Raw genomic sequence first — 25,284 nt, 5'->3', positions numbered from 1 at the left:
AAGTTTGTTGCTAGCCTCGCCCCTCTTCACCTCGATCTCCCAGGTTCATGCCGCGGCTACCCTGCTCTCGCTGAATCAGCCCGCGACAGCCTCCTCAACGGAATCGGCTGGCACCCCTGCCTCGGCTGCCGTGGATGGCAACACAGGCACACGCTGGGGGAGTGCCTTCAGCGATCCACAGTGGTTGCAAGTGGATCTTGGCGCGACGGCCTCCATTAGCCAGGTGGTGCTAAACTGGGAGTCTGCGTATGCCAGGGCCTACCAGATCCAGGTCTCCAGCGATGGAACCAACTGGAGCAGCATCTACTCCACCACTACGGGGGCAGGTGGAACGGAGACGCTCAATATTTCCGGCACGGGCCGCTATGTGCGCATGTATGGGACGCAGCGCGCGACCGGCTACGGCTACTCGCTCTGGGAGTTCCAGGTCTATGGAACGATCCAGGGGACGGGCTGCGGCACAACCAACGCCGCGCTGAATAAGTCCGCGACGGCCTCCTCCATCCAGAGTAGTGACCTGGCGGCGAGCAACGCCGTTGACGGCAATACTGGTACCCGCTGGGGCAGCGCCTCCAGTGATCCACAGTGGTTGCAGGTCGACCTGGGTAGCTCCCAAAGCATCTGTAAGGTCGTCTTGCAGTGGGAGGCCGCTTATGGCAAGGCCTACCAGATCCAGGTCTCCAATGATGCCAGCACCTGGACAAATATTTACTCGACCACTACAGGGGCCGGTGGCACCGAGACCTCAACATCTCTGGTAGTGGACGCTATATCCGTATGTATGGGACGCAGCGCGGGACTGGCTATGGCTACTCGCTCTGGGAGTTCCAGGTCTATACCGGTGGCACCTCTACCACGCCAACGCCCACTCCGACGCAGCCTGCGGGCTGGACCCCCGTCTGGAGCGCCAATTTCGCTGGCTCGGCTGGTAGTTCCCCCTCCGCGAACGACTGGACCCTGGATACTGGGACGAGCTATCCAGGCGGCCCGGCTAACTGGGGCACCAGCGAGGTCGAGACGATGAGCAGCTCGACCAATAACGTCTCCCTCGATGGCAGCGGTCACCTCAACATTACGGCCTTGAGCTCCAATGGCTCATGGACCTCGGGCCGCATCGAGACGAAACGCAGCGACTTCGCGGCCCCTGCGGGCGGCCAGATGATGATCTCGGCCTCCATTAAGCAGCCTAATCCCGCCAACGGCCTGGGCTACTGGCCGAAGTTCTGGCTGATGGGCGCCGATTATCGTAATAATATCTCGTCCTGGCCCGCTGTAGGCGAGCTGGACGTCATGGAGGATGTCAATGGGCGTAGCCTGGAGGCCGCGACCATGCACTGTGGGATCGCGCCTAATGGTCCCTGCAACGAGTATAACGGCAAGACCAGCGGCCTGGCGACCTGCTCCGGCTGCCAGACCGACTACCACACCTACTCTGTGATCATTGACCGTACCCTCTCGGACGAGCAGGTGCGCTTCTACCTGGACAACCAGCAGATCTGGATTGTGAGCGAGAGCCAGGTTGGTGTGAGTACCTGGCAGGCGGCCATCGATCATGGCTTCTTCATGGTCTTCGATCTCGCCATCGGCGGCTCCTTCCCCAATACGGTCTGTGGCTGTACCTCGCCCAGTAGCGCCACCTCCTCAGGTGGAACGCTCAGCCTGGGTTCGCTCTCTGTTTCTCAGAAGACCGGTACCCCACCAACCCCGCTTACGACGCCGCCTGTACCCACAACGCCCAGCGTCATTCACGTCACGGGTACCCAGGGGAATTGGCAACTCAACGTGAATGGCTCACCCTACCAGGTCAAGGGCCTGACTTATGGCCCGCCCGCCGCAGCCGCCGATGCCTATATGCCCGACCTGAAATCGATGGGCGTAAATACCATTCGCACCTGGGGGACGGATGCCTCATCCAAGCCCCTTCTCGATTCAGCGGCTGCCTATGGCATCAAGGTTGTCAATGGCTTCTGGCTTAACCAGGGCGCCGACTACCTGAACGATACGACCTATAAGACCAACGCTCTCAATGACATTAAGAATTGGGTTACGACCTATAAGAGCCATCCAGGCGTACTCATGTGGGACGTTGGCAACGAGGTCATTCTCACGATGCAGAATACCTACTCAGGCACGCAGCTTGAGCAGGAGCGCAACGCCTATGCACAGTACGTCGACCAGGTAGCCCAGGCCATTCACGCCATCGATCCCAATCACCCGGTTACCTCGACCGATGCCTGGACGGGAGCCTGGGCGTATTATAAGGCCAACTCGCCCAATCTCGACCTCTACGCGGTCAATTCCTATGGCGCGGTCTGTTCGGTCAAGCAGGATTGGATCAACGGTGGCTACACCAAACCATACATTCTCACCGAGGGTGGCGCCCCAGGCGAGTGGGAGGTTCCCAACGACGCCAACGGCGTGCCCACGGAGCCAACCGATATGCAGAAGCGCGATGCCTATCCCAGCGACTGGAACTGCATCACGGGGCATACCGGCGTGGCCCTGGGTGGAACACTCTTCAACTACGGCATCGAGAACGACTTTGGTGGTGTATGGCTGAATCTGTTGACTGGTGGCTGGAAGCGGCTGGCCTATCACTCGCTCAAGCAGGCCTATAGCGGGCAGAGTTCGGCCAACACTCCGCCCGTCATCTCCAGTATGTCGGTGAGTCCGTCGACAAATGTTCCGGCGGGCGGCCAGTTTACTGTCTCGGTGAGCGCCAGTGATCCCAACAACGACCCGATCCGTTATAACCTGATGTTTACCCATAAGTACGTCGATGGAGGTACGGGACTCTCCTACGCCACCTTTACTCAGACAGGTACGGGAACCTTCTCGGTTACCGCTCCGCAGCAGATGGGCGTCTGGAAAGTCTACGTCTATGCCTACGATGGCCAGGGGAACGTCGGCATCGAGACAAAGTCATTCAAGGTTGGCCCGCCGCCGGTAAGCGGGACCAATGTGTCAAATGGCAAGCCCACAACCGCCTCGTCCTACCAGGCAACGGGCAATGGCGCGCCCTTCCCGGCGTCTAACGCGACCGATGGCAACTTCTCAACGCGCTGGGCAAGCGACTGGAGCGATCCCCAGTGGGTTCAGGTTGATCTCGGCCAGGTGACCACGATCAAGCACATTCAACTGGCCTGGGAGAGCGCCTATAGCAAGGCCTACCAGATCCAGACCTCGAACGACGGCACCAACTGGACGACGATCTACTCAACCACCAGCGGCGACGGAGGCTTCGACGACTTCGATGTCACCGGCTCCGGCAGGTATGTACGCCTGTACGCCACGCAGCGCGGCACTACCTATGGCTACTCCCTCTGGGAATTCGGCATCTACGCCTGAGCCTATGATAAGAAAGCGGGACGGTGGACCTCATGAGGTCCACCGTCCCGCTTTCTGGCAACAGGTCGCAACTGATCATGGATGCAAACTCACCGCAGAGGATCTGGACCAGTTCGTGTATGGGCGCACGGCTCACCTGCTTAAACGACCTGCCTCCTCCTGCATCGTCTAAAGATGTTTGGTAAGTTTGGGAGAAAAATGGAGGTAGAAACACCCATAACAAGAGGATTTTTGCCTCCCAAATCAGGCAGAGATCCTCTTGTGCTTCTGGAAAAATACTCCTGATGCTTCTCCTTCTGGTGGATGGCGGGAAACGTGTTTGCGTTTATGCTTGGAGCATGAAAACGGACGCATGTCATAAACATGTTATTTGAAGAGGAGAGAGCAATGTCTGCAGAAATGACACGAACGCTGGGAAGAAGCGGCATCGAAGTGAGTGCGCTGGGTATGGGCTGCTGGGCGATTGGCGGGCCGTTCTGGGCGGGCGACCTGGCCTTAGGATATGGCAAAGTAGACGATGCGGAGTCTATTCGAGCTATTCAGAGGGCGCTCGACCTGGGCGTGACCCTGTTTGATACGGCCGGAGTTTATGGTTGTGGGCATAGCGAACGTATCCTCGGCCAGGCGCTAGGAAAGCGGCGCGCAGACGTGCTGATCGCCACCAAGGTCGGGGACCAGTTCGACGAAGAAACACGTAGAATTACCGGTGGTCTGGATGATCCTCGATCAGGCGTTCGTCGGGCCTGCGAAGGGAGCTTACGCCGCCTGCAAACGGACTATATCGACCTCTACCAACTCCATTTTAATGACTATGATCTTGAGAGGGCCGTAGAGGTACGTGAAGAGATGGAACAACTCGTGGCGGAGGGGAAAATTCGCTATTATGGGTGGAGCACGGACGATCCAGAACGCGCGAGCCTTTTCGCCCATGGGCCTCATTGTACGGCCATTCAGCATACACTCAATGTCTTTGAGGACAATCCTGCCATCTTAGCAGTGTGCGAAGAACATAATCTGGCGAGTATCAACAGAGGTCCCCTGGCGATGGGCGTGTTGACCGGGAAATATACCTCAAGAGAGCAGATAGGACGAGAAGATATTCGACTGTCTGAGTTTTCGTGGAATTACCTCAATAGCGAACGCTTACCAGGACTGTTGCAGCGACTCGACCAGGTTCGCGAGGTCCTGACGAGTGATGGCCGTACCCTGGCACAGGGTGCTCTGGGCTGGCTCTGGGCGCGCAGCGGGCATACCATCCCTATTCCCGGCTTTAAGACCGTCAAACAGATAGAGGAGAATGCCGCAGCCATGCAGTACGGCCCACTCAATCAGGAACAGATGCGCCAGATTGGTGAGTTATTGGGGAGTGCCAGTGGAGAAGTAGCGGGCAGAGCTTAACGAGGCTGTGAACCTGCGTTTCTTTGAGAAATTGAGCCAGTTCCCCCTGGAAGACAAGCATGAGTAGGGGAACTGGCATTTCAAAATGCCCGGCGGTGCGAGTTGGCTTCTGTTGACAGCAGGAGTGTTCAGTGTTTATGCTGTACTCACATGGGTTAATAAGTATCGACGGGATAAGAAAAAACGATGGCACGAACCACCCCACGAGTTGAACAGGAAGTCCTGGTACTACCAGAGAACAAAAAGACCTCGGTGCTAGTTGGTTCGCAGCAGTGGTATTCCTGGCTGACTGAGGAGGAGAACCGGTCCTTTTTCTTTGTGAATGAAATTGGTTCTTTTACTGCGCGTAAGGAGCGCCGACGACGGGGAGGGTGGTACTGGATCGCCTATCGCAGCCAGGGCGGGAAGCTAGCCAAGACCTATATTGGACGCAGCGAAGATCTGGGCCTGGAGCGACTACGCGAGGTCACTTCCCGGCTAGTGAGCCAGAGGAGAAGCCAGCACAACGCGACCTTGTTGAGTCAGAGTCAGCCACTGGTTGCGACCACTTTTCTTCCTCCTCTGCACGCGGACAGGATGATCGAACGGCCAAAGTTGCTGGAACGGCTCGATCAAAGCCTGAGCGTCAAACTCACGTTGGTGACAGCCCCGGCTGGCTTCGGAAAAACAACGCTGTTGAGCAAGTGGTGCGAACGCTTCAGGCAACAATGGGGAGACGAAAGCACCATCGCCTGGATCACGCTGAGTGAACGAGACAACGACCCCACCCGTTTCTGGAGCATGGTCTGGTATGCGTTGCAGGGAGAACAGGCAAATACGGACTTTGATATTGCTGCCTCGCTTGCCTCGACCCCCCAGATGCCGCTGGAAACGGTTCTGGCAACGTTGGTGAATACTCTGGGGAAGAGGCCATCTGGTGTCCTCATCCTTGACGGGTATCATGTGATCACACATCCACAGATCCATGAGAGCATGAACATGCTCCTGGCCCATCTGCCAGCCAGCATGCATCTTCTTCTTGCTAGCCGGAGTGAGCCACCACTGGCCCTGGGACGAGCCCGCTTGTATGGGGAACTCGTCGAATTGCGCGCCAGCGATCTCCGCGTAACGCCAGGCGAGATCAGACGTTTTCTGCATACCTGCACTGACCTGAAGCTCTCGGATGAGGAACAGGCTCTCTTGGAGCAGCGGCTCGATGGATGGATCGCGGGCTTGCACCTAGTCGGCCTAGCCATGCGAGGGCAACAGAGACCAGGCGAAGTGCTGACACGTTTGAGCGGGAGTCAGCGTTCTCTCTTTGATTATTTCGCCGAAGAGATTTTCGCCCAGCAGCCGGAGACTGTGCAGCATTTTCTCCTCTCGACCGCCCTGCTGACGGAACTTACCCCACCTCTCTGTGCCGCCATGTGTGATGACGAGAGAGCCCAGGGCAGCGCAGAGCGTGCCCGGCGTCTGCTCGACATGCTTGAACGTGCCAATCTCTTTCTTGTCCCGCTGGACGAAGGACGCCAACGATATCGGTATCATACCCTATTCCGCGAATTCCTCTGCGAGAAATTGCAACGTAGCCTGCCTGATCTCGTCTCACACCTGTACCGGCGAGCAACAGACTTGTATGAGCAGCAGGGCATGAGGGAAGAGGCGCTTGAGTACGCCCTGGCCGCGCAGGACACCGAGAGAGCCAGGCGTCTGCTTGAGCACATGGGTGAGGAATGGCTGTGGAAAAAAGGCGAGGTGGCAAGGCTGCTGACCTGGATACAGAAACTTCCTGCCCCAGCGCGCGAAAGGCATCCACATCTGGAGGTCCTGTACGCTTGGGCCCTGCTTTTGAGTGGACAGAGTAACCTGGAGGAGGTCAAAACGAGGCTTGATACCATTGAGAGGCGAAACGAAGAAGCGGCAAAAGGTGCGCTGCGAGGGGAGATCATGGCTCTGCGCGCCAGGCTTGCTGCCTTTCGCAATGATCTCCCGCAAGTGCTTGCTTTCTCCCAACAGGCCCTGCAGGTGCTGCCGAAAGAACGAGCGCTGCTGCGTGCCGATATCGCCTTTGGCCTGAGCGGAACATCCAGAAATCTGGATGAGTCCTACCGCATGCTGGCAGAAGCCCAACACCTCAGCCTGGCTCTGGGCAGCCTGCGCACCGCCATGTTTGCCAGCCGATACCTGGCCGCGACCTGTGTGGATCAAGGCAAATTGACCGAAGCGGAGGCTATTCTCCAGCAGGCTCTGCACATCACGGGAGATACGGAACAACAACGTGTGCCAGTCGCGGGCTTCATCCATATCGGGCTGGCCGAACTTTGCTACGAGCGCAATGAACTTGCTGCAGCCCGGCGTCACGTCCTGCTAGGTATCGAGATGGGTGAGCGCTGTGGTGAGATCAAATCGCTGTTATATGGCTACTGTCTCCTGGCCCTCATTGCCGCGGCCCAGGGGGAGATCGAGCAAGGATGGCGCGAAGTGCGGCAGGCAGAGCAGATCGCGCTCATAGGAAATGTCCCCTGGCTAAGCGAACGCATAGCTGCCAATGCCGTTCACCTGGCGCTCCTGCAGGGGGACCTGGGAAAGGCAAAGTGGGTGCTACGCAAACGAGGCATCGACGTGGAGCAAGGGAGAGAATACGCGCCAGGCGAAGTGTGGGATGACGAATTGCTCGCCCTGGCCAGAGTCTGGCTAGCCGAAGAGAAGTATGACGCCGTGCTCAGCTTGCTCGAAGTGGTGAGGGCAGGGGCGCAGCAGAGGAAACACGTGAGAAATGTCTTCGTGGCCCAGGCGCTACAGGCGAGCGCTTTTTTGGGATTGCAGCGACGCCAGCAGGCCGTGCAAATGCTTAACGAGACGCTGAACCTGGCGGGACCAGAGGGCTACCTGCGCACCTTTCTTGATCTGGGGGAGCCGCTACGAAAACTCTTGCGAAGACTTGAGAGAGCGGGAAGCGCCAGGGGATACGCGCACACACTGCTTGGAGCGTTCGACAAAAACCTCGATTTGCCCTCGCGCCCTCGTGGCTTGAGCGAGCGTGAGTATGAAATCCTTCAACTCGTAGCCAGAGGCATGTCGAATCAGGACATAGCCGACACGCTGATCGTTGCAGTCAGCACCATCAAAGTTCACGTCAGGCATCTGTGCCAGAAACTGGACGTCCAGAACCGCATCCAGATGGTTGCTAGAGCGCGCGAGAAAGGGATAGTGTGATTCCACAATAGGAGAGCAGGTGCGAGCGCCAGGATAACACGTGGATACGTAATGGGCAACTGGCGCTCTTTTAGTGAGAGTGATGCCGATGTGGCTGCTCTGGGTAAAGGGGATCTTTGATGCTCACCAGGTATAGAAACTTTTCAGACCATATGTTCCCAATGCCAGGGAAAGCTCGCCTCCGTGATGGATCTCATGTTCAAGGACATGCCAGACAATCCACTGTCGGGTGTGCGCAGGCTCTTCTTCTAGCCCTTGATTCTGTAGCCATGCCTGATGAGAGGCCGGAGGTGAAATAAGCTGTTCCAAATCAGCGGAAGTCCAGCGGGTCATGGCGGAAGATATTACGTGCCAGGTCTTCTCGAATATGGCGACCAGTTTTGCTGCTTCATGCACAGCTTGCTCGTCTCTGCTCCGCTCCTCATGCCAGTGAGCCATACCGGCATTTTCTTCCCCCAACCACCTGGAGAACCAGGAGACGCGTGCATCGATCATATGGGCGAGAAGTTCTCCGATTGACAAGTAATGTGGTGCAACAGGGAGGGCAAGTTGTTCGGATGAAAGTGATGCGATGGTTGCGACGAGGGCTTGCTGGTAGTTCTCCCAACCTTGTAGGTAAAATGTGACGATGGGAGATGCCTGTTCTGTCATGGGTGTCTGCTCCTTGCTTCCGATGATGTGCTCCCATGAGCGGGAGTGTGAGTATCGTAACATAGAGGAGAGGCCAAAACTTCTTCGATCTTGCTCTTTGCCGAACCTATAGTCCCTTTGCCTACGTGGACTGGTGCAAACAGTAGTGGCACGCTGACCATCGGAATTTACAACTGTCGAGCACACAAATCCGCGAAAGCTTCGTACGGGAGTGGGATTGAGGCGGGCGTTTCGACTGGTTACCCGAGCTTTCGATACCTGGCCGGGGTCATGCCGACTTCTCGCTTGAAGGCTTTATGAAAGGCTACTGCTGATTCATAGCCGAGAAGCGCTGCGATCTTTTCTATCTCGACGTTGTCCTTGAGCAAGCGGGTTGCTCTGCTCATGCGCCAACGAGTGAGATACGTGATAGGGGGCTCACCCACAAGACGGGTAAAGCGAGCGGAGAAGACTGAGCGGGAGAGGGCCACCGCCTCTGCCAGTTCCTCGACTTTCCACCCACGTTCGGGCGATTGATGCATCAGGCCAAGTGCTGTGCTGATGGGCTGATCGCGTAGCGCCGCGACCCATCCTCGCGAAGAGGCCGCTTGTTGCTCAACCCAGACCCGGATCACGTGAATGAAGAGTAGTTCGGTTAATCGCCTGAGCATCACCTGCGTGCCCAACCGAGGCGTGGTCGCTTCACGTGCGATCACATGCACAATCTCGGCGAAGCCCTCCACCGTGCGGCCCTGTTCTGCGGGGATATGAATCACTTTTGGCAAGCTGTGGAGCAAGGGAAAAGCTCCGGGATGCTCCACATGGAACGCGCCACAGAGGACCATCATCTTTGACTCATCGGACGCACCTGCAAAGCCCTGGTACTCGCGTTGCGCGGAATAGTCCACATGTAGGACTTGCGTCAGGGGTGAAGTCAGTTCGTCACAGATCGAGTGAGCGTGCCCGAAAGGGAAGAGCAGGACCGCTCCCTCTTCGACTCGCAGAGGCGTCGGGTCCCCTTCGAAAGAGAGATAGCCACTACCAGAGCCGAGCAGGTGAAAGATCATATCTTGACTGGCGGCAAAGTCATAGCGCCAGGGAGGCGTAAGCTCCCTGCGCGCAGAGATCCACCCTTTCAGTTCGAGTGCATTGAGCACATCTGTGAGCACATCCATGCCATTCTCCTCTTTTGAGACGATCAGACAACTATTCAAGACAATTTAGCATAGATTGCCTCAGCGTACAAGGGTATACTCTGCCTATCAAGAAGATCACTTGACCCCGCAAGAGTCGCACCGAGGGGATCTGATAATGAGACTGCAGCTCAGCACAGAGGAAACAGTGACCGAGAAAAAGTGTTGGGCATTCGTCCCACCCTCTTCGCCGAGTTCGCGCGTCGCCATGCCGCCGATTTTCTCGGAACGTCAGCGTGGGGAATGGCTCAAAAAGAGCAGAAGCATCCTCTGGATCTGCGGGCGCTGCCATATGCTTGATGTCGAGTTTGTGTTTGCCGTCCAGGCTTGCCCGCGTGAAGTTCCCAATACAGAACGGAAGGAGTGTATTGCCTGGACATATGCTTTATCCAAGAGGTCCCTCAGCAATAATTCACAAGCCCTGGGGTTCAATATGAGCTATTTTGCCAGGAAAGCTCGGATTGGTAATAACGTGGAGGATGCGCCAGGAATTTTCATCGCCATTAAAAAGTCAGCAAAAAATGTTGACTAAACGCCAGGGTCATGATATTATACCCCATGTTAATTGGAACCGCTTGTATGCGCAGGCGAACCGGTGGTTATTGCGAAGGGGGTATACCCGTTCCCATCCCGAACACGGTAGTCAAGCCCTTAAGCCCTGACGATACTTTGGGGGCAGCCCCACGGGAAAATAAGACACCGCCGTTTCACCCGCCCACACAGGCGGTTCTTTGTGTCTTCTTCCAACTATTCTCGACGGATGTGTTATGCATGCAGCCCATTTATCCTACGTTTTCTTGTGATCTTCGATCTCATTCGTCGAATAGATTGCAGTGTATTTTTGGTGAATTTGCATATCGATGATACTAAATTATTTACGTTTATACCGGGCGAGGAATTATCTGGAAGGATATGATTAGCTATTATGAGCGTTGACGAACACAATGTGGTTGTGCCACCACCTGCAAGCAATGGCAAGATTATTAACAAGGTTGCAGCTAATGAAACGTTCTTGGCGAGTCCTGCTGATAACGCTGTGCAAACGCAGGAGAAGCGCTGGTATACATGGCTGCTTTCGCCGCTCTGGCTGTGTTTGCTGGTAGCAGTCATCATACGCATCTGGTTGATCATGCGGACTCATGGTACACTTGATGGTGACGAAGCGCTGCTTGGTATTCAAGCCGAGCATATTTTGCAAGGTGAACGTCCAATTTACTTTTACGGCATACCGTATTTTGGTAGCCTGGAAGCCTACGTGGCGGCTATCCTCTTTGCCATCTTTGGTCCTTCAGTGACAGCATTACGAGCTGAGACTACTGCCTTTTCACTTGTTCTGGTTAGTTTGACATGGTGGCTGGCCTCGCTGCTAGCGAAAGCCGCACGGCTACCTCTCTATGCCAGGAGATGCTTTATCATTGTTGCTGCACTGGTCGCAGCGCTTCCCCCCCTTTATGATGGCATTGTAGAACTACGTACTGGCGGCGGTTGGATTGAGTCATTTGTCCTTATGCTGCTGCTGCTCATCTCAGTCTATCGATTGACGACTCGCTGGCACGAAGGAGCCTATAACCGCGAGCTGGCGCTGCGCTGGGCAGGTGTTGGCTTCATCGTTGGTTTTAGCATGTGGATTTACCCTCTGGTCAGTGTGGCTATCGTAGCAGCAGCACTCTGGGTCATAATTGATCGTTTCGCTGAGATCATTAAACGTGTGAGAGCATCAGAACCAATACCTATCGCACTTATGCATTCTCTCAAAGGACTCCTTCTGGCTGTGACCGCTATCCCTGCATGCGTGGTAGGCTTTACTCCTGGAATTATCTGGGGGGCCACACATCAATGGCAAAATATCAGGTACATTTTTGGGCTGGGAGGCGGCTGGACAATTCATCGCTTGCATACCGTAGCGCAGGTAGCCTCCTCGTACACGACGTGTGTTGGACCCCGCATTATCAGTGGCGCAACGCCACTCGAAAGTGGGCTTCTGACAGTTATACACTCACCGTTGCTTATCATCGGCGTCCTGTGCACTCTCGGCTCGGTTGTCCTTATCGCCGGTTCGTTTATATGGCACTATCCCGTACTTCTACGCGCACGACGCCTTGCAACCCTACCAGCGCTTTTTGGAACCGCTTCAGCGGTTCTCTTTTGCGTAAGTTCAGCTTCCGCCTCCATTCTTATTTCGTGCCAGGATGACTTTGGTGGGCGTTATGCAGCGCCATTGGTGATGGCTCTTCCTTTCTTTTTCGCCACTATTTTTACCCTCTTAAGTATGTCCATTTATGAGAAAAGGCCTGGACGGCAAACAGGAGGCGCGACTCATGCCACAGATGTCCAGCTTTCGAGCGGTACATCACGCCAGCGTACTTCAGTAGCGCTGGTAGGATTGTTTGTGTTACTGTTTGCCTATCTTGCCGGGCAGACCACGACGTATGGATTAACCAACCCTGATCTCGCCTTCCAGTCGCCCTGGTGTACTATTGCCCCGGCAAATTATGAGCCAATCATTGCGTACATGGAACAAGAGCATATTCAGTATGCCTGGGCAACCAACTTGCTGGCTTACCCGATTTCTTTTAAGACCAATAACAAGATCATTATGGCTGATCCGGTAGCGATCATGCATCCCGACGCTATTATCAATCGCATTCCCTCATACACTGATGCTGTTAACAATGCGGATCGTCCAAGTTTCCTGATCTTTGTCAAGCATGGCGATCCTCACCCAGATCTGCTCCAGGTCCTGGATGGGGAGCACGTTACATACAAAACCGCGTTGTTCCCCTCACAACCAGGAGTCGATGTGATGGTGGTAACTCCTTTGAGTCGTACCATCTCGCTTCTTGAGTCGAATAATCTTGATATCTTTTATTGTTCTGCTCGCTAGTTCTTTGTGAAGTACCTCCCCATTGAATGGGGAGGTACTTCACAAGCCGTCATGCTAGCGCGATGTAAGTGGATTCGTTGGCGGCGCAAGTTCGCTGATTCTAGTTCACTCTCGGCTTAAGCCGAGCTGGCGGGCTTTGATAATCGCCTGAGAGCGGTTGCGGGCACCCAGCTTGGAGAAGATATGGTTGATGTGGGTCTTGACGGTGGCATCGCTGACGAAGAGCGCGGCGGCGATCTCAGTATTGCTCTGCCCTAGCGTGACCAGGCGCAGGACCTCCAATTCGCGCGTGGTCAGCCCCAGTTGCTCCGCCACGCTTAAGGGAGCCGCTGCGACTGGTTTTGTTTGCAGGCTGGCGAGGAGCTGTGCGGCGCTCGATGCCTGTAGGAGTATCTGCCCACGCGCCACGGCCCGGATGGCGGTACACAGCTCCTCCGCGCTACAATCCTTGAGTAGATAGCCCGAGGCGCCAGCTCGCATGCCCTCGATCACCAGCTCAGGTGTATCGAAGGTGGTCAGGAGCAGGATGCGCGGCCTCTTGAGTGCCTGTTGGAGAACGCGCTCGGTTGCGGCAATGCCATCGAGCACGGGCATGCGAATATCCATCAGGATGACATCAGGCTCCTGGCTCTCGGCGATCTGGAGCGCGCTCAGCCCGTTCTCGGCCTCGCCAACAAGCTCTATGTCGGGTGCGCCCTCCAGGATGATGCGCAGCCCCTCGCGCATCAGGCGCTGATCATCAACGATAAGGACGCGAATCTTTTCCTCGCTCACGCCGTTCTCTCTTTCTGCATAGCGCTTGCAACAGGCTGTTGTAGTGGTAGGTGCAGCGTGACCGTGAAGCCACCTTCGGCTGCGGGCCCGGCTATGACCTCGCCATCCAGGGCCTTGGCCCGCTCGCGTATGCCTTCGAGTCCATGATGCCCACCTACGTTAATACTCTCCGTTCCTTGAGCTGGTTGGGAGCTCCCTCGTCCATTATCGTGTACTGCCAGGCTGAGACTGGTAGCTTGCCAGCAGAGGGTGATCTCGGCTGCCTCGGCTGCGCCATGGCGGTGGGCGTTGGTCAGCATCTCGCGCAGGGCCTGGTGCAACGTTTCCCACTGCTGGGCACTCACCTGCTGAGGCGCCCCGCTTTCGTTAAAGTGGCAGTGGATGCCAGTTCGCTCGTTAAAGGTGCTGGCGAGCAGGGAGAGGCTTTCGCCCAGGTTCTCGCTCCTGGCATGTGGCGCTGGCTGTACTCTGAGCAGGCCAACCACCTGGCGGCTCTCGGTGATGCTCTCGCGCAGGAGCGCTGCCATATCATCCAGCTTGCTCGCCAGGCGCTCGGGATTATGTGTGAGCAGGTGCCGAGCCGCCTGGAGCTGGATCGAGAGCACTGCCAGGGAGTGTGAGAGGACATCGTGAATATCGCGTGCGATCCGCGTGCGCTCATGCGCGGCTGCCAGCTCTGCGTTGCGCGCCATCTGCTCCTGTAGCTCTCCCTGAACCTCGTGCAGGCGCACGACGAGCCGGTATTGCGCACGCAGGTTTAAGCCAAACCAGCACAGCGCGCCTGTGAGGATAAGATTGAAGATAGATGTTCCCGGATATGCAGGTTGTGGCAAGGGGAGAAAGCTCAATATCCCATTGGTGTAGGCGAATGCCAGGATGCATAGGCCCACCAGGGGCAGGGAGCAGCGGCGCGGCAGGCGGAAGCAGATGATCACGCAGAGCGAGTAGAGGCCCACGTTCCCCCAGGCCCCTGGGAAGACGAGGTTTAGGATTATCCCCAGGCCAATCGCGGCCAGGTAGGCATCGACGACCAGCATAATATGTTTGAGCCATCTTGTAATGAGCATCAGCGCGAGAATGCCCCCGAAGAGCAGCTCCATCAGCGTGATTGTTACGGCAGGCGCGTGCGTACTGAGGCCGATAACTCCTAAAACGCTTATAAGGATCATATCCGAGGTTATCGCTATACCTCGCCCAAAGGCAAAAGGGACGCCTGGTCCCAGCCGGACATCGCGCCACCAACCCCAGCGCCAGGCTTGCCGCTCTTCTCCGGATGTCACCTCAAATATTGCACTCTCCGGTAATAGGTTCATAGCCGCCTTCTCCTATTGAAGCGATAGAAACGCCTTTCTCTATTGTACCGCATTGTAGCGTATCTCATCCGCATTAACATCCACCTCAGGGTTGAGATTATCCACGCACAAATCTCAACCCTAAGTCATCCCTGGCGCGGATGGAGATGCTCCCATTTTCTTCTACACTTAACAGCAGAAACGACAACAAACCCGATGGCTTAGCACACCCAAAATTTGGGGTCTGGTATAAAAAGGAGCAAACAACTATGAATACGGAATCCATACACACTGAGGCATCAAGGCCAGGCACTGGAGAGAGCATGATGAGCCCCATTCAGGACGCATTGGGCGCGCATCGCTTACCTAAGCGCAGGGCATTGCTCTCCTGGGCGACCCTCTTTACCTTGAGCGCGATCGCGATCCACATTACCGGCGTGCTGTTGCAGCCGCCCGCGTCCTGGCTTCTGGTGGCCCTGTTGCTTGTTCTCACCATTGCGCAATTAATAACGGCTATCGCAACCGTGATCGTGCCAGCGCGGCGGCTCCTGCTGGTCGCGGGAGTGGTCGAAGTGATCGCGCTGCTAGCCTGGATCTTCGCACACACCACCGGGCTGCCGGATGGTTCTAGCGTGTGGCGACCCGAGACGCTGGGTTCTCTGGACCTCTACCTGCCTGAGCTAGAGGGACTTGCAGCCTTCTTCTACCTCTGTCTGTTGTGGCGCACCTGGATGTTACCGCGAGGCCTATGGCGCACGTTGCAAAAATGGCTGCCCACCTTTGCTCTTGTCCTGCTGCTGGTCCTGGGATTGCTGAACCAGCGAGTCGCTACGATACTGGTGGTGGCCTTCATCTTAAATGGGCAGGTGCCGGTCTGTCTCCAATACGTCTTTCTTCCGGCGGTGGGCCTGCTAGCACTCTTCCTGTTGTTGCGCCTGGTTATTCCCCGCCTGCGTGTAAGGACGCAGGGTGCGTGGCTGACGGCCTTGATCCTATTGCCCTCACTCCTGGTAACCACCTTCTTTATCTGGGGTGGAGTACTTAATGCCGCCAATGTGGCCTGGTTTCCTGAAACCTTGAAGGTTGTGGCTCCCGCGGGCCGAACTACGACCCTGGAATATTGTCGCCCCAATGGTGGTAGCCCACTAGCGATGGATATCACGGAACCCTCGGTTCAGGCACCTCATCCCGCTCCGGCGGTCTTCTACATCACTGGTGGCGGAACCTTTCAGGGGTCGCGCTCCCTGCAAACAGGTGCTACAGATGATGCCTACTTTACACATCTGCGTGACGAACTAGTCAGCCGGGGCTTCGTAGTTGGCGCGTTGGATTACAGCCTCGTGCCGCTCTACAAAGTCAGCGACCAGGTGAAGGATGCCAAATGCGCTGTGCGCTTCCTGAGGGCACACGCGAGTGAGCTGGGTATCGATCCGCAGCGTATCGGGGTGTACGGCCCTAGCCAGGGTGGCTATATCAGTGCCATGTTGGGCACAGCCGGACTGAGCGCAGGCTATGATGTCGGGCAGTACCTGAATCAGTCCAGCCATGTGCAGGCGGTCGTTGATATGTGGGGACCGGTCGATCTAACCAACTTCAGTGGCTCGCCCTCGTGGATCGCGGCCCTCACCGGAGGTGGTTCGAGCGCTACTTTGAAAGCGGCGACCCCCTTCCCCTATATCCGGTCCGACGATCCACCTTTCCTGATCATGCATGGTACCGATGACTGGTTCATCGCGCCCCATCACTCGCAGAAACTGGCGGCACAGTTGCATGCCGCGGGCGTACCCGTAACCCTGGTTATGATCCAGCATGGCAGCCACGGCCTGGCCGCCGCCGGACCAGACCAGAATCCCAGCCCCAACACGCTCGTCCAGATGACCGCCGACTTCTTTACCCACACCCTGGGTGGTAAATAACGCAGCCCAACGCGCCTACGCGGGGTATGAGCACGCTGCCCTGGGAGCGTAGGCGCGTACGGTCAGTAGCGCTACAGCGCGAACCAGCCCGAGCGCATTTCCCAGTGTTTGCCAGCTTGTAGATGCTCGACGACGGCCCGTTCTAGCGTTGTGCGCGTCGGTAATTGATCGACCGACGTCCCATCTTGTCTGTAGACGAACCAGATCACGTCCTCATCGCCGATTTCGCCGCCGGGAACGAGGTGGAAGTGTCGCTGGAAGCGCACGATGTTGGCCGTGGGTGGGAGATAGTTCGCAAGTTGGGGATCAAGCAGCCATGAGTTACAGCGCGCAAAGAGATATTGTTTCTCGGGAAAGTGGCGGGCGAAGAACTCACGGGCCCAGGCGAGCGAGGCATCGCAGGCTGCCGGGTCTATTGATCCTCCTGATTCGGGAATATGGATGGAGAGCGCGGGCGCCTCAGGAAATGGCCTGGGTTCAGGCAGCTCCTGATTGCTCACGTCATCGTAGATTGCCCATTTGGGGGAGAAGCGCCACAGCTCGAATTGGAGGCGCCCCAGCCGGTAGATGATCCCGCGAAAGTGCAGCGTCAGCCATATGGAGCTGTATAGGCCTGCGTTGCCATACACACTCCGGTGGATGGCGATATGTTCACCTAGATCGGCCAGGGTCGCCCAGGAGACATCATCCTCAATGCCCCGCTCCTGATGCCACTGGCGCACAGCGGGCACGGTTGCCAGGTAGACATAGATAAAGAAGAGCCTGCCCAAGTTTCCCAGGTGAGATGGGAGGCGGTGCCACTGACCATAAAGGGAGATATCCGATCTCCCCATGAGCGTCACCAACTGCCTATGACAATGTTGCAGTAGCCACCACAGCTCTGGATTGCGCTCGGGCGAGGGCCAGTTGGCGCGCAGCTCCTCCCCAGCCTCCGGCGCAATGCTCAGGTGCGCAAATAGCTCATCAATCTCGTGCTCATCAGGTAAACTTGCGGACGGCGTAGGCGCCTCAACCCGCTCCAACTCCGCCAACCAGGGCATAAACTCTTCGCTCAGCCCCAGCCCGGTGCTTACAGACTCCGCGTTAAGATCCAACCAGTTCATATTAACTCCTTTTGCTCATCGTTTTCCTCTGCATATGATACTATTAAGGAGCACATTGAAGAAAGAGGCAGAAAAGATGCTCGATCACTTGACGAAGCTAATTGCCGAACGCATCGCCCCGTGGGGCCAGGTCCCGCTCCTGCAAGAGATCTTTCAAAGCGAAGAGCCAGCGACGGTAGCACGCCATATCTATGAGTTCTGCGAAGCAGAGCTGGGCCAGCAGCCAGCCGAGGCGCTCTTCTTCTTCTGTAGTATCGGCGTCGTATTTGGGCTAGAGATGCCTGGCAAGCAGCGTATCGTCATCAAGGCCCATAAGCCTGAGCGCCCGCTTACGCTCTTGACCCAGATGGGAGACGTGCAGCGCTATTTAGTTGCGCGGGGCTATCCCTGCCCTTGCCCGGTCGCCGGCCCCCGGCCCCTGGGCAAGGGCCTGGCAACCATTGATGAACTGGTCGACGAGGGCGTATTCAGGGATGCGCACGATCCGGCAGTTCGCAAGGCCATCGCCACGGCCCTTCGTGAACTGATCCAGCTCCTGCGCCATGTAGAGCAGGACGGCATTGATCCAACACCCTTTGATCTGCGTCTCCCGTCCGATGTCCTCTGGCCCAAACCCCATAACGCCATCTTTGACTTTGAGGCCACGCGCGAGGGCGCGGAGTGGATCGACGAGCTGGCCTGGAAGGTCAAAAGAATCATCGAAGCCGACGAGCGGGAGCCCATTCTGGCCCACGGCGACTTCTCGGCCAACCAGATGCGCTTCGTGGGTGATCACCTGCGCATGGTCTACGACTGGGATAGCCTCACCCTGCGCTCGGAGCTGGTCAGCGTCGGCGCCACCGCCTCCACATTCACCTATAGTGAGCAGCCAGGCATAACCAACGTCGAGACTACCCACGCGGACGCCGCAGCCTTTATCTCCGACTACGAGGCGGCGCGCCAGCAGCCATTCACCCCGGAGGAGCAGCGCATCATTCAAGCGGCAACACTCTTGGGACAGCTCTACGGTACCCGCTGCCAGCACGCCCTGCACCCCCACGAGCATAAGTATTCCCGCACCTGGTACGAACAGATGCTGACCGAGTATGGGACCATCCTTTAATTGCCAACATGAACTTTAATACTTTGGGTACATAATTCGATGTATATGTTGTATGGGGCGTGGTCGTCCGCCCACGCCCCATACAACATATACATCGAATTATATTTTTACATTGCAGAGGGCATATGCTTGCTTGAGTGCTGTGAGTGGGTCCCCAAGGGGTACGAACTCTTGCCCAAGGTAGCCCTCGTAGCCGGTGGCGAGAATTGTGCGTACAATGGGTGGATAGTAAATTTCCTGGGTTTCGTCGATCTCGTGGCGACCAGGATTGCCTGCCGTATGGTAGTGGGCGAAATAGGCGTGGTGGTCCTGAATGGTGCGTATAATGTCGCCTTCCATGATCTGCATGTGGTAAATATCATACAGCAGCTTGACGCGCGGAGAATTGACCATGCGGCATACCTCGATGCCCCAGGCCGACTTATCACACTGGTAATCGGAGTGGTCGATCTTGCTATTCAACAGCTCCATAACCAGGGTGACGCCAGCGTCCTCGGCGGCCCTGGCGACACGGCTCAGGCCCTCTGCCGTGATTTCGGCTCCGGTTCTGTCGTCAAGCCCCTGGCGGTTCCCGCTGAAGACGATCACATTGGGGATGCCCCATTTTTCCGCCTGCTCGATAGTGGCGCGGATATCCCGCTCCAACTGAGCGTGATGCTCGCGCCGGTTGAGTCCCTGCTCAATGGAGAGCCCACCATTTGTCGAGGCGATGGTTAAGCCGAACTCCTTGACCAATGGCCAGTATTCTGGCTCGATCAGCTCAACAGCTTGATAGCCGATGTCGGCGCTGGCTTGTAGTAACTCGCGGGGCGTCATGCCCCTGTTGGCGAAACACCACCAGGAAACCGCTTGCTTGATGCTGCTCATGTGAGATTCATTCTCCTTCTCTTGCTGGTTATGTGTAGGGTCATGCTGGCATAGACTCGCCCGGCCCGCAGGCCGACACCCCGACGTTGGAGCATAGCGCTACGCTCGGAGTCCATGCCAGCATGGACCCTACAATTTAGCGCCCGGCAACGGGGATTTTTTCTACGACCGGGAGTAGTTCAGTGGCGAGGAGGTCAAAGGTCGCGGGATCGGAAGGCGCGCTAACCATGACTTCATCGATGCCAAGCTCGGCCAGGGCTCTGAATGTGTCGAGCACTGCCGGGTCCAGGTGCCCATCATGCGCTGTAGGCGCCAGCATAAGCGTGGTTTTCTGGATCTGCTCGTAGGGGCGATTCAATTCCTCGCAATGCTTATGCAGAGTCTCTAACTTGGCGCGCATGTCGTCAAGATTTTGTGCAAAGCCAATACTCACCACGTCGGCGTACCTGGCCATCAGGCGCAGCATCCTGTTGCCCTGGCCCGCGATCAAAATGGGGGGATGGGGCTGCTGGACGTACAATGGATCACCAATGGTGCTTGCGAGCTGGTAGTAGTTTCCCTCAAAGGGCTTATCCTCGCCTGACCAGAGTTGCAGAGCCATCTGGAGCACCTCTTCTAAACGAGCCACCCGCTCGCCCGCCGGGGGAAAGGGCAGACCCATGCGCTGGTGCTCATCGGCGCCAAAACCAGGACTCGCGCCCAGGCCCAGGTATGCCCGGCCATTTGAGAGCGCGTCCAGGGTATCCGCCGTTTTCACCAGGACCGCCGGGTAGCGCATGGTGATTCCTGAGACTATAGTACTGAGTCTAATACGGCTGGTGCGAGCCGCGATAAAGGCCAGCACACTCCAGGCTTCATAAAAATCGGTCACGGCCGGTGCCGAGCTACTCTCATCTCTTCTGATCCAGGGCATACTCTCTGGCCGCAGCGAGAAGTGGTCTGGCACTGTTAGAGTTGAGAAGCCTGCCTGGTCCGCTTGCTCGGCCAGGCCAACAAGATAATCGCTAATAGAGCGATGCTGAGTTTTCGTTATGCCTACTTGTAATCCTAAACGCATAGTTTCCTCCTAAGAAAAGCAGGCGCGCCGCATAAGCGTGTGCCTGCTACACTCCTTGCATTATCGCACAAACATGGGTATTACTTAGAATACTAGTGAAGAGTAGCCAGGTAATCCAGGATGTTGCCGATGACGAGGAGAAGGCTGACAAAGGAAAGCACCAGGCCAATGATTGCCATGTTTTTGCGTTGTGTGAAGATTCTGCCGAGGACCGAGAAAATATTGCCTGGAAGAGCGATAGCCGCGTACTCAGGCTCGCCGGGGAGTCCGCGGGCCACGGCGGCGTAGTGGCGGCGCATCTCCTCGCGCAGGCGCCAGCGGATAAAAGGGATAAAGTGGCTGTACTCCTCTTCCTGACAGGGGCCACCAGCCTCGCGATAGCATCTAACAAAGTCCTGAACGTGCTCAGGATACCAGTCGTCGCCCATGGGTTTGTGGCATAGCTCCCAGGTAGACCAGGCCACCTCTTGCATAAGATAATCTGTATGCAGGTCATCCCAGTCCAGCAGCCCAACAAGCTGTTTACCCCGTGTCAGGAGGTTGCGTCGATAGTAATCACCATGAATCAGACCTATCGTGAGCCGCTTATATCTACCTGACAGAGAAGCGTGCCAGGCGTCCAGCTCGGGATCGACCAGTTCCGCTGGATCGGGCGTAGGGAATAGGGGAGGCGCCCCAAGCAAGCGTTCTCGCTCCAGAGTAGCAGACATGGGCGCGCAATTTAGGAGTGCTCTATGTAGGTGTGCCAGCAAATGAGCGGCTTCCTGCCTATGTGCGGAGTTATCCCGGTCAAGCTGTGTTCCAGTGATATAGGGGAAGAGAGCCACGGATTGTTGCTGATAGCGAAATAATGTCTCCCCATCAAGGGCCAGGATAGGCGTAACGACCTGGGGTAACATCTCGTGAAGCGCGAGCGTCACCCGGTGTGTCCAGGTCAGGCGTTCGGGCGAGCGCCAGGGAGGACTGAGGCGCACAACCACATCGCCCTCGTTGGCCGTGACTTGCCAGATCAAACACTCATCTCCGCCCTCCAGCCGCTTGGCTTCTCCCAGCGTAAGTCCATACCGCTGAGTAACCAGCGTCCGGAGTTCGTCAGGCAACAAGGTTTGTCGCACATGTATATTCCTCACTTTACTAACTTGTCCAACAGCATATTATAGAGTCCATGCCAGCATGGACCCTACAACAATGAAGGCAAGTAGCCGCGTACGCCAGTAGCGGGCTACATCTGCGTCCAGCCTGCGAGGAACACTAAAGGGTTACCATTGTTTAAGTTTGAGATTGTAGCTAGTTTGATAGGCGTTGCTCCATCCTGCGTGGAAGTGATTTGTATAGATGAAGTGGATGTTGTGGCCTGGCTCGCCATGCTGGCATACCATTGTGCGTCGCGCGAGACGGCTTGCCAGGAAGATGCAGGCTTATCCTGTCCAAAGCCAGAGCCTTGACTTGGACTAAGTTGTTTGAGGCCCGTACCATCCAGGTTGACGCTCCAGGTGCCAGCCTTTTGATTGGGATTGGTCCCTCCAGGCCCACCCGCCGGGCTAGCAGGTGCTGTAGTAAAGATAATGTTGGTGTTGGTGACTGCCATGATGGAGGTGATAAGCATATCAGGTGTGCTTTGCTGTGATCCACTGCTCAGGATCGTCCGCGACTGGCCGTTTGTAAGGGGATGAGCCTCGATATCGCTCACCCCATTTCCACCAATGCCATACTGGCCTGATGGACACTGGCTCGTGTAGAGTGTCTTCCCATCGGGAGAGAAGGCATCGCTCCAGTCAAAAGGCGTATCCGCGCCAGGAATCTTTTGCAACTGGTCAGTCGAGGAATAAACGCGTTTCTGCATCATATCCATCAGATAAATCCCATCTGGTGGTACGGGACTGGCTACCTGGACGTCGTCTATCGTCACTGCCAGGCGTGTGTTGTCGACCCAGGCGAGTGGTGCCGGAAATGTCCCTCCACCATTAATGTGGACGGGATAGGCATCATAGAGCGAGCCATGGCGTGTATCGAGGATGTTTAGATGTGCATCATCTGTCAGAGTTTGCCCGTCAAAATTTAAATGCTCTTCTGAGAACGCAATATGACTGTTATCGGGCGACACTACCATGTTGCTCAGGCTATTGTTTGGATTAGAGCAGTAGAGGGTTTGGAGACCCTGTCCATCCAGGCGCACCATCTGCACTTTTGTAGGAACGTTCTTTGGTTGTTGATCGTAACCGGCTAATGGGTTTCCCGGTGTTGAGGTGAAGAGCACCCACTGCCCATTGCCGGAGACCTGGGGATGGCTGACCAGCGATTGAGGCAGAGTAATAACAGTGCTGGTCTGCTGTGTCTTGACATCATAGCGCTTGAGGACAGGGGCGCCGGAGCTACTATCTACATAGACAAGGTTATCGCTCTTGCCCTGAGCCAGGTAGGCGCTGACCATGGGGCGTGCCTGGCCCGTGGGCGGACAACTCGTCTCGGTGGGCGGAACCTTCTCGGTCAGGCGCGGCGTGGGTTTGATGTGAACTTGTTGTACATTGGAAGCGCCTTGCGAGCCCTTCGTATCCTTCGTGAGCAAGGGCGCGGCGCGCACCGCAGCCGTGACAACCACCGCCGCCACGATGGCGCCAACGATGACTTTTCCTGCTGCGGTTTGGAGGAAGCCAGAGGCTGTCTTACCCATGCTCCCCTGGGCGACTTTTCCTGTGGCCGCGGAAAATGTGCCAGGCGTACCAGGAGTGCCGGGTGCGCTGGCTGGCAGATTGATCTGGGTCGTCCCTGGTGCTCCTGGTACAGTTTGTGTGCTCGTCGGCGTGGGCAGAGGTACGATACCGATGTTTGGTATGCGTTCCTCTGCCGCTTCCGCATGTGAGATTGCTGACTGTCCGGTCGCGACCGTGGCCTTGCCGGGTGTGCTGGCAGTAGTTTTGCGTTCGGTCGCTTCCGGCAGAGGCGTCAATGTATAGCCACAAAAGGCGCAGAAGCCTGCGTCATCGGGATTCTGTCTCTGGCAATGAGGACAGAAAAGCATGGGAGAATAATCCTTTCTCGAGATGGGGTGGGTGTTTGTAGAAAATATCGAAAGGTGTAAATGCATCGATAGCGAATCCTATTGTATAGCAATTAAGAAGATGTAGCAAGTGAAATACAGCTGTATTCCCACCTCAAATGCTATGGTAGAACCCCGCTAACCGGTGGCTGAGCACAGGACCCCCTTGCGTAGCCGAACCAGCGGCCGAAGGCGAGCAGGCTCGGCTACAGAAAGCGGCTCACGTGCCTGTTTCTTTCGCCGTCCTCGTTGCTTGGGTTCAACCCATGCAGGAGGAGCCACTTTGTAGTGCAAGAGTTCGCTTATGCTCCAGATATGATCAGTCAGCCCAGCCGCCATGGCAGGCGTGCAGGCTCTGCCCTCATGGACTGGCTTGCCGAGCTCATGATGCGGCCAACAGAAGTTATAGGTCGTCCCAAGCAGGTACATTCCCGTTTCCAGTGGACGCAGGTGGCGAGCGCTTTGACGACATTTGCGCGTCAAGGTGGCAAGCCGCTGGCGCATGGTGGCATTCAAGCGCTCAATAAAAGCCGTGTTGAGCACATTGCCTCCTTGTGACTGCTGGAGGAGCCGCTCGGCCTCCTCTTGTGAGCCATGCGACATCTTACGCGTGACCTCGACCACCCGTTTCTTCTGCGTCCGCTTGATGACCGTCCCAATATGCAACTCTGACCAAACGACCAAGCGAGCGCGTCCTCGCCCTGGCATCGCTTTCACCTTTTCACGAAAGGCTCGCTTGATACTGCCCGGATACGCGCACCAGCCATCAGTCAAGACCAGCAGCGCTTTCAAGGGCTCTGCACAGCGTCGTACCTGTTGCAAGAGCCGATCAGCCAGGGCGCGATCACGGGTACGTGAGACGGTCCCGGCCACCCACAGACGTGTCTTGACCATGATGGCCAGACCCATCCAAGCGACCATCTTGCAGCCTTTGACGCGGATCTCATCGGCCTGCACATGTTGCAGATCCAATTGGGCGGTCTCAACGATGTCTTGATGGACCTGTTGGCAATGGATTCCGGCTCGATCTCGCCAACTGGCCACGGTGCGTTCATCGAGGCCGAAGGCATGAACGATGGCTTGAAGCGGACAGCCATACGAGAGCAGCGTCACCACAATGACAATGAGCTCGGTTGGCTTGCGCAGTCCCTCAAGCATGGTTCCTCGGCGCGCGCTGAAGGTTTTGCGACAACGCGTACAGCGATAGCGCTCTCGCTTGCGATCATGAATGACGATGTTGCCTGCCCCGATTTGCCCTCTTGCGCAACACATCGAATGAGGGCAAAATTGTTTCGATGGCTCCATTGAGGGAAATATGGTCTTTTGCATATCCATATCTTGTCAATGGAGCCTAATTTTTGCAAGCCTCTCCCACTTTCACCAGTTAATGGAGTCCTACCAATGCTATTGCCTTTTTCTCTTATTGGCAATGATAGAAGTATGATTAACTGTTTTCTAATGCACGCTTATGCCAAATTGCTGCTTTAA

17 protein-coding genes, 1 rRNA gene and 1 pseudogene are annotated in these 25,284 nt (G+C 56.4%); 9 read left to right on the top strand and 10 right to left on the bottom strand.

Features of this window, described 5'->3' with window-relative positions; all coding sequences use genetic code 11:
• Positions 1-4: 4 nt before the first annotated feature.
• The 3 genes and pseudogenes from KRAC_RS79050 to KRAC_RS32680 all read left to right on the top strand — a co-directional run bounded on the left by KRAC_RS79050 (position 5) and on the right by KRAC_RS32680 (position 7,941).
• A pseudogene (locus tag KRAC_RS79050) lies at positions 5-3,348 on the top strand (discoidin domain-containing protein).
• Between the two features lie 387 nt (positions 3,349-3,735).
• A complete protein-coding gene (locus KRAC_RS32685) occupies positions 3,736-4,746 on the top strand; it encodes an aldo/keto reductase (RefSeq protein ID WP_007914746.1) in 1,011 nt (336 codons plus the stop codon).
• Between the two features lie 186 nt (positions 4,747-4,932).
• Positions 4,933-7,941 (top strand): winged helix-turn-helix domain-containing protein, encoded by a 3,009-nt coding sequence (locus KRAC_RS32680; RefSeq protein ID WP_007914745.1) that lies wholly within the window; start codon positions 4,933-4,935, stop codon positions 7,939-7,941.
• 123 nt (positions 7,942-8,064) lie between these two features.
• Here the strand turns inward: KRAC_RS32680 and KRAC_RS32675 are convergent, their stop codons facing one another.
• A complete protein-coding gene (locus KRAC_RS32675) occupies positions 8,065-8,592 on the bottom strand; it encodes a DinB family protein (RefSeq protein ID WP_007914744.1) in 528 nt (175 codons plus the stop codon).
• 239 nt (positions 8,593-8,831) lie between these two features.
• Positions 8,832-9,746, bottom strand: a complete 915-nt coding sequence (locus KRAC_RS32670) for an AraC family transcriptional regulator (RefSeq protein ID WP_007914743.1) — start codon at positions 9,744-9,746, stop codon at positions 8,832-8,834.
• Positions 9,747-9,929: 183 nt separating this feature from the next.
• Between KRAC_RS32670 and KRAC_RS78535 the strand changes: the two genes are divergently transcribed.
• The 4 genes from KRAC_RS78535 (at position 9,930) to KRAC_RS32655 (ending at position 12,648) form a co-directional block, all read left to right on the top strand.
• Positions 9,930-10,064 carry a hypothetical protein gene (locus tag KRAC_RS78535; RefSeq protein WP_274532144.1) on the top strand — a complete coding sequence of 45 codons (135 nt, stop codon included), beginning with the start codon at positions 9,930-9,932 and terminating at the stop codon, positions 10,062-10,064.
• Entirely contained in the window at positions 10,057-10,296 is a 240-nt protein-coding gene (locus KRAC_RS71920) for a hypothetical protein (protein ID WP_157507396.1), read from the top strand. Before KRAC_RS78535 ends, KRAC_RS71920 begins: the two co-directional genes overlap by 8 nt.
• 59 nt (positions 10,297-10,355) lie before the next feature.
• Positions 10,356-10,472 (top strand): 5S ribosomal RNA (gene rrf, locus KRAC_RS32660).
• 217 nt (positions 10,473-10,689) lie between these two features.
• A complete protein-coding gene (locus KRAC_RS32655; RefSeq protein ID WP_007914741.1) occupies positions 10,690-12,648 on the top strand; it encodes a hypothetical protein in 1,959 nt (652 codons plus the stop codon).
• 105 nt (positions 12,649-12,753) lie between these two features.
• On the opposite strand, the gene KRAC_RS32650 is transcribed toward KRAC_RS32655, so the two are convergent.
• Positions 12,754-13,422: a response regulator gene (locus KRAC_RS32650; RefSeq protein ID WP_007914740.1), complete on the bottom strand. Its 669-nt coding sequence runs from the start codon at positions 13,420-13,422 to the stop codon at positions 12,754-12,756.
• A complete protein-coding gene (locus tag KRAC_RS32645) occupies positions 13,419-14,735 on the bottom strand; it encodes a sensor histidine kinase (protein ID WP_007914736.1) in 1,317 nt (438 codons plus the stop codon). The genes KRAC_RS32650 and KRAC_RS32645 overlap by 4 nt, the downstream gene beginning before the upstream one ends.
• A gap of 302 nt (positions 14,736-15,037) precedes the next feature.
• Here KRAC_RS32645 and KRAC_RS62935 point away from each other — a divergent pair, with 302 nt between their 5' ends.
• Positions 15,038-16,630 carry an alpha/beta hydrolase gene (locus KRAC_RS62935; protein ID WP_169460972.1) on the top strand — a complete coding sequence of 531 codons (1,593 nt, stop codon included), beginning with the start codon at positions 15,038-15,040 and terminating at the stop codon, positions 16,628-16,630.
• 71 nt (positions 16,631-16,701) lie between these two features.
• On the opposite strand, the gene KRAC_RS32635 is transcribed toward KRAC_RS62935, so the two are convergent.
• A complete protein-coding gene (locus KRAC_RS32635; RefSeq protein WP_007914734.1) occupies positions 16,702-17,733 on the bottom strand; it encodes an acyltransferase domain-containing protein in 1,032 nt (343 codons plus the stop codon).
• A gap of 76 nt (positions 17,734-17,809) precedes the next feature.
• On the opposite strand from KRAC_RS32635, the gene KRAC_RS32630 reads away from it, so the two are divergent.
• On the top strand, positions 17,810-18,835 hold the full coding sequence (locus KRAC_RS32630) for a protein kinase family protein (RefSeq protein ID WP_007914731.1): 1,026 nt from the start codon (positions 17,810-17,812) through the stop codon (positions 18,833-18,835).
• 99 nt (positions 18,836-18,934) lie between these two features.
• On the opposite strand, the gene KRAC_RS32625 is transcribed toward KRAC_RS32630, so the two are convergent.
• From KRAC_RS32625 to KRAC_RS32605, 5 genes are all read right to left on the bottom strand, one after another.
• Entirely contained in the window at positions 18,935-19,702 is a 768-nt protein-coding gene (locus KRAC_RS32625; protein ID WP_007914730.1) for a hydroxypyruvate isomerase family protein, read from the bottom strand.
• Positions 19,703-19,838: 136 nt separating this feature from the next.
• Complete coding sequence (locus tag KRAC_RS32620; protein WP_007914729.1) at positions 19,839-20,759, bottom strand: LLM class flavin-dependent oxidoreductase; 921 nt, start codon at positions 20,757-20,759, stop codon at positions 19,839-19,841.
• 92 nt (positions 20,760-20,851) lie between these two features.
• Positions 20,852-21,874, bottom strand: a complete 1,023-nt coding sequence (locus KRAC_RS32615; RefSeq protein ID WP_007914728.1) for a phosphotransferase enzyme family protein — start codon at positions 21,872-21,874, stop codon at positions 20,852-20,854.
• Positions 21,875-21,981: 107 nt separating this feature from the next.
• Complete coding sequence (locus tag KRAC_RS32610) at positions 21,982-23,778, bottom strand: zinc-ribbon domain-containing protein (RefSeq protein WP_040445475.1); 1,797 nt, start codon at positions 23,776-23,778, stop codon at positions 21,982-21,984.
• A 156-nt stretch (positions 23,779-23,934) separates the two neighbouring features.
• Positions 23,935-25,131: a hypothetical protein gene (locus tag KRAC_RS32605; RefSeq protein WP_007905179.1), complete on the bottom strand. Its 1,197-nt coding sequence runs from the start codon at positions 25,129-25,131 to the stop codon at positions 23,935-23,937.
• Between the last annotated feature and the right edge of the window lie 153 nt (positions 25,132-25,284).

Origin of the sequence: Ktedonobacter racemifer DSM 44963, assembly GCF_000178855.1 — a bacterium.
Lineage (GTDB): Bacteria > Chloroflexota > Ktedonobacteria > Ktedonobacterales > Ktedonobacteraceae > Ktedonobacter > Ktedonobacter racemifer.
The sequence above is the reverse complement of the archived record's forward strand: the minus strand, read 5'-3'. Positions and strand labels throughout refer to the sequence as shown.

Bases quoted from the DNA above. Each gene is read 5' to 3' on its own strand.
- KRAC_RS32685 (WP_007914746.1), top strand. From the start codon at position 3,736: ATGTCTGCAGAAATGACACGAACGCTGGGAAGAAGCGGCATCGAAGTG.
- KRAC_RS32680 (WP_007914745.1), top strand. From the start codon at position 4,933: ATGGCACGAACCACCCCACGAGTTGAACAGGAAGTCCTGGTACTACCA.
- KRAC_RS32675 (WP_007914744.1), bottom strand. From the start codon at position 8,592: ATGACAGAACAGGCATCTCCCATCGTCACATTTTACCTACAAGGTTGG.
- KRAC_RS32670 (WP_007914743.1), bottom strand. From the start codon at position 9,746: ATGGATGTGCTCACAGATGTGCTCAATGCACTCGAACTGAAAGGGTGG.
- KRAC_RS71920 (WP_157507396.1), top strand. From the start codon at position 10,057: ATGCTTGATGTCGAGTTTGTGTTTGCCGTCCAGGCTTGCCCGCGTGAA.
- KRAC_RS32655 (WP_007914741.1), top strand. From the start codon at position 10,690: ATGAGCGTTGACGAACACAATGTGGTTGTGCCACCACCTGCAAGCAAT.
- KRAC_RS32645 (WP_007914736.1), bottom strand. From the start codon at position 14,735: ATGAACCTATTACCGGAGAGTGCAATATTTGAGGTGACATCCGGAGAA.
- KRAC_RS62935 (WP_169460972.1), top strand. From the start codon at position 15,038: ATGATGAGCCCCATTCAGGACGCATTGGGCGCGCATCGCTTACCTAAG.
- KRAC_RS32635 (WP_007914734.1), bottom strand. From the start codon at position 17,733: ATGAACTGGTTGGATCTTAACGCGGAGTCTGTAAGCACCGGGCTGGGG.
- KRAC_RS32630 (WP_007914731.1), top strand. From the start codon at position 17,810: ATGCTCGATCACTTGACGAAGCTAATTGCCGAACGCATCGCCCCGTGG.
- KRAC_RS32625 (WP_007914730.1), bottom strand. From the start codon at position 19,702: ATGAGCAGCATCAAGCAAGCGGTTTCCTGGTGGTGTTTCGCCAACAGG.
- KRAC_RS32620 (WP_007914729.1), bottom strand. From the start codon at position 20,759: ATGCGTTTAGGATTACAAGTAGGCATAACGAAAACTCAGCATCGCTCT.
- KRAC_RS32610 (WP_040445475.1), bottom strand. From the start codon at position 23,778: ATGCTTTTCTGTCCTCATTGCCAGAGACAGAATCCCGATGACGCAGGC.
- KRAC_RS32605 (WP_007905179.1), bottom strand. From the start codon at position 25,131: ATGGATATGCAAAAGACCATATTTCCCTCAATGGAGCCATCGAAACAA.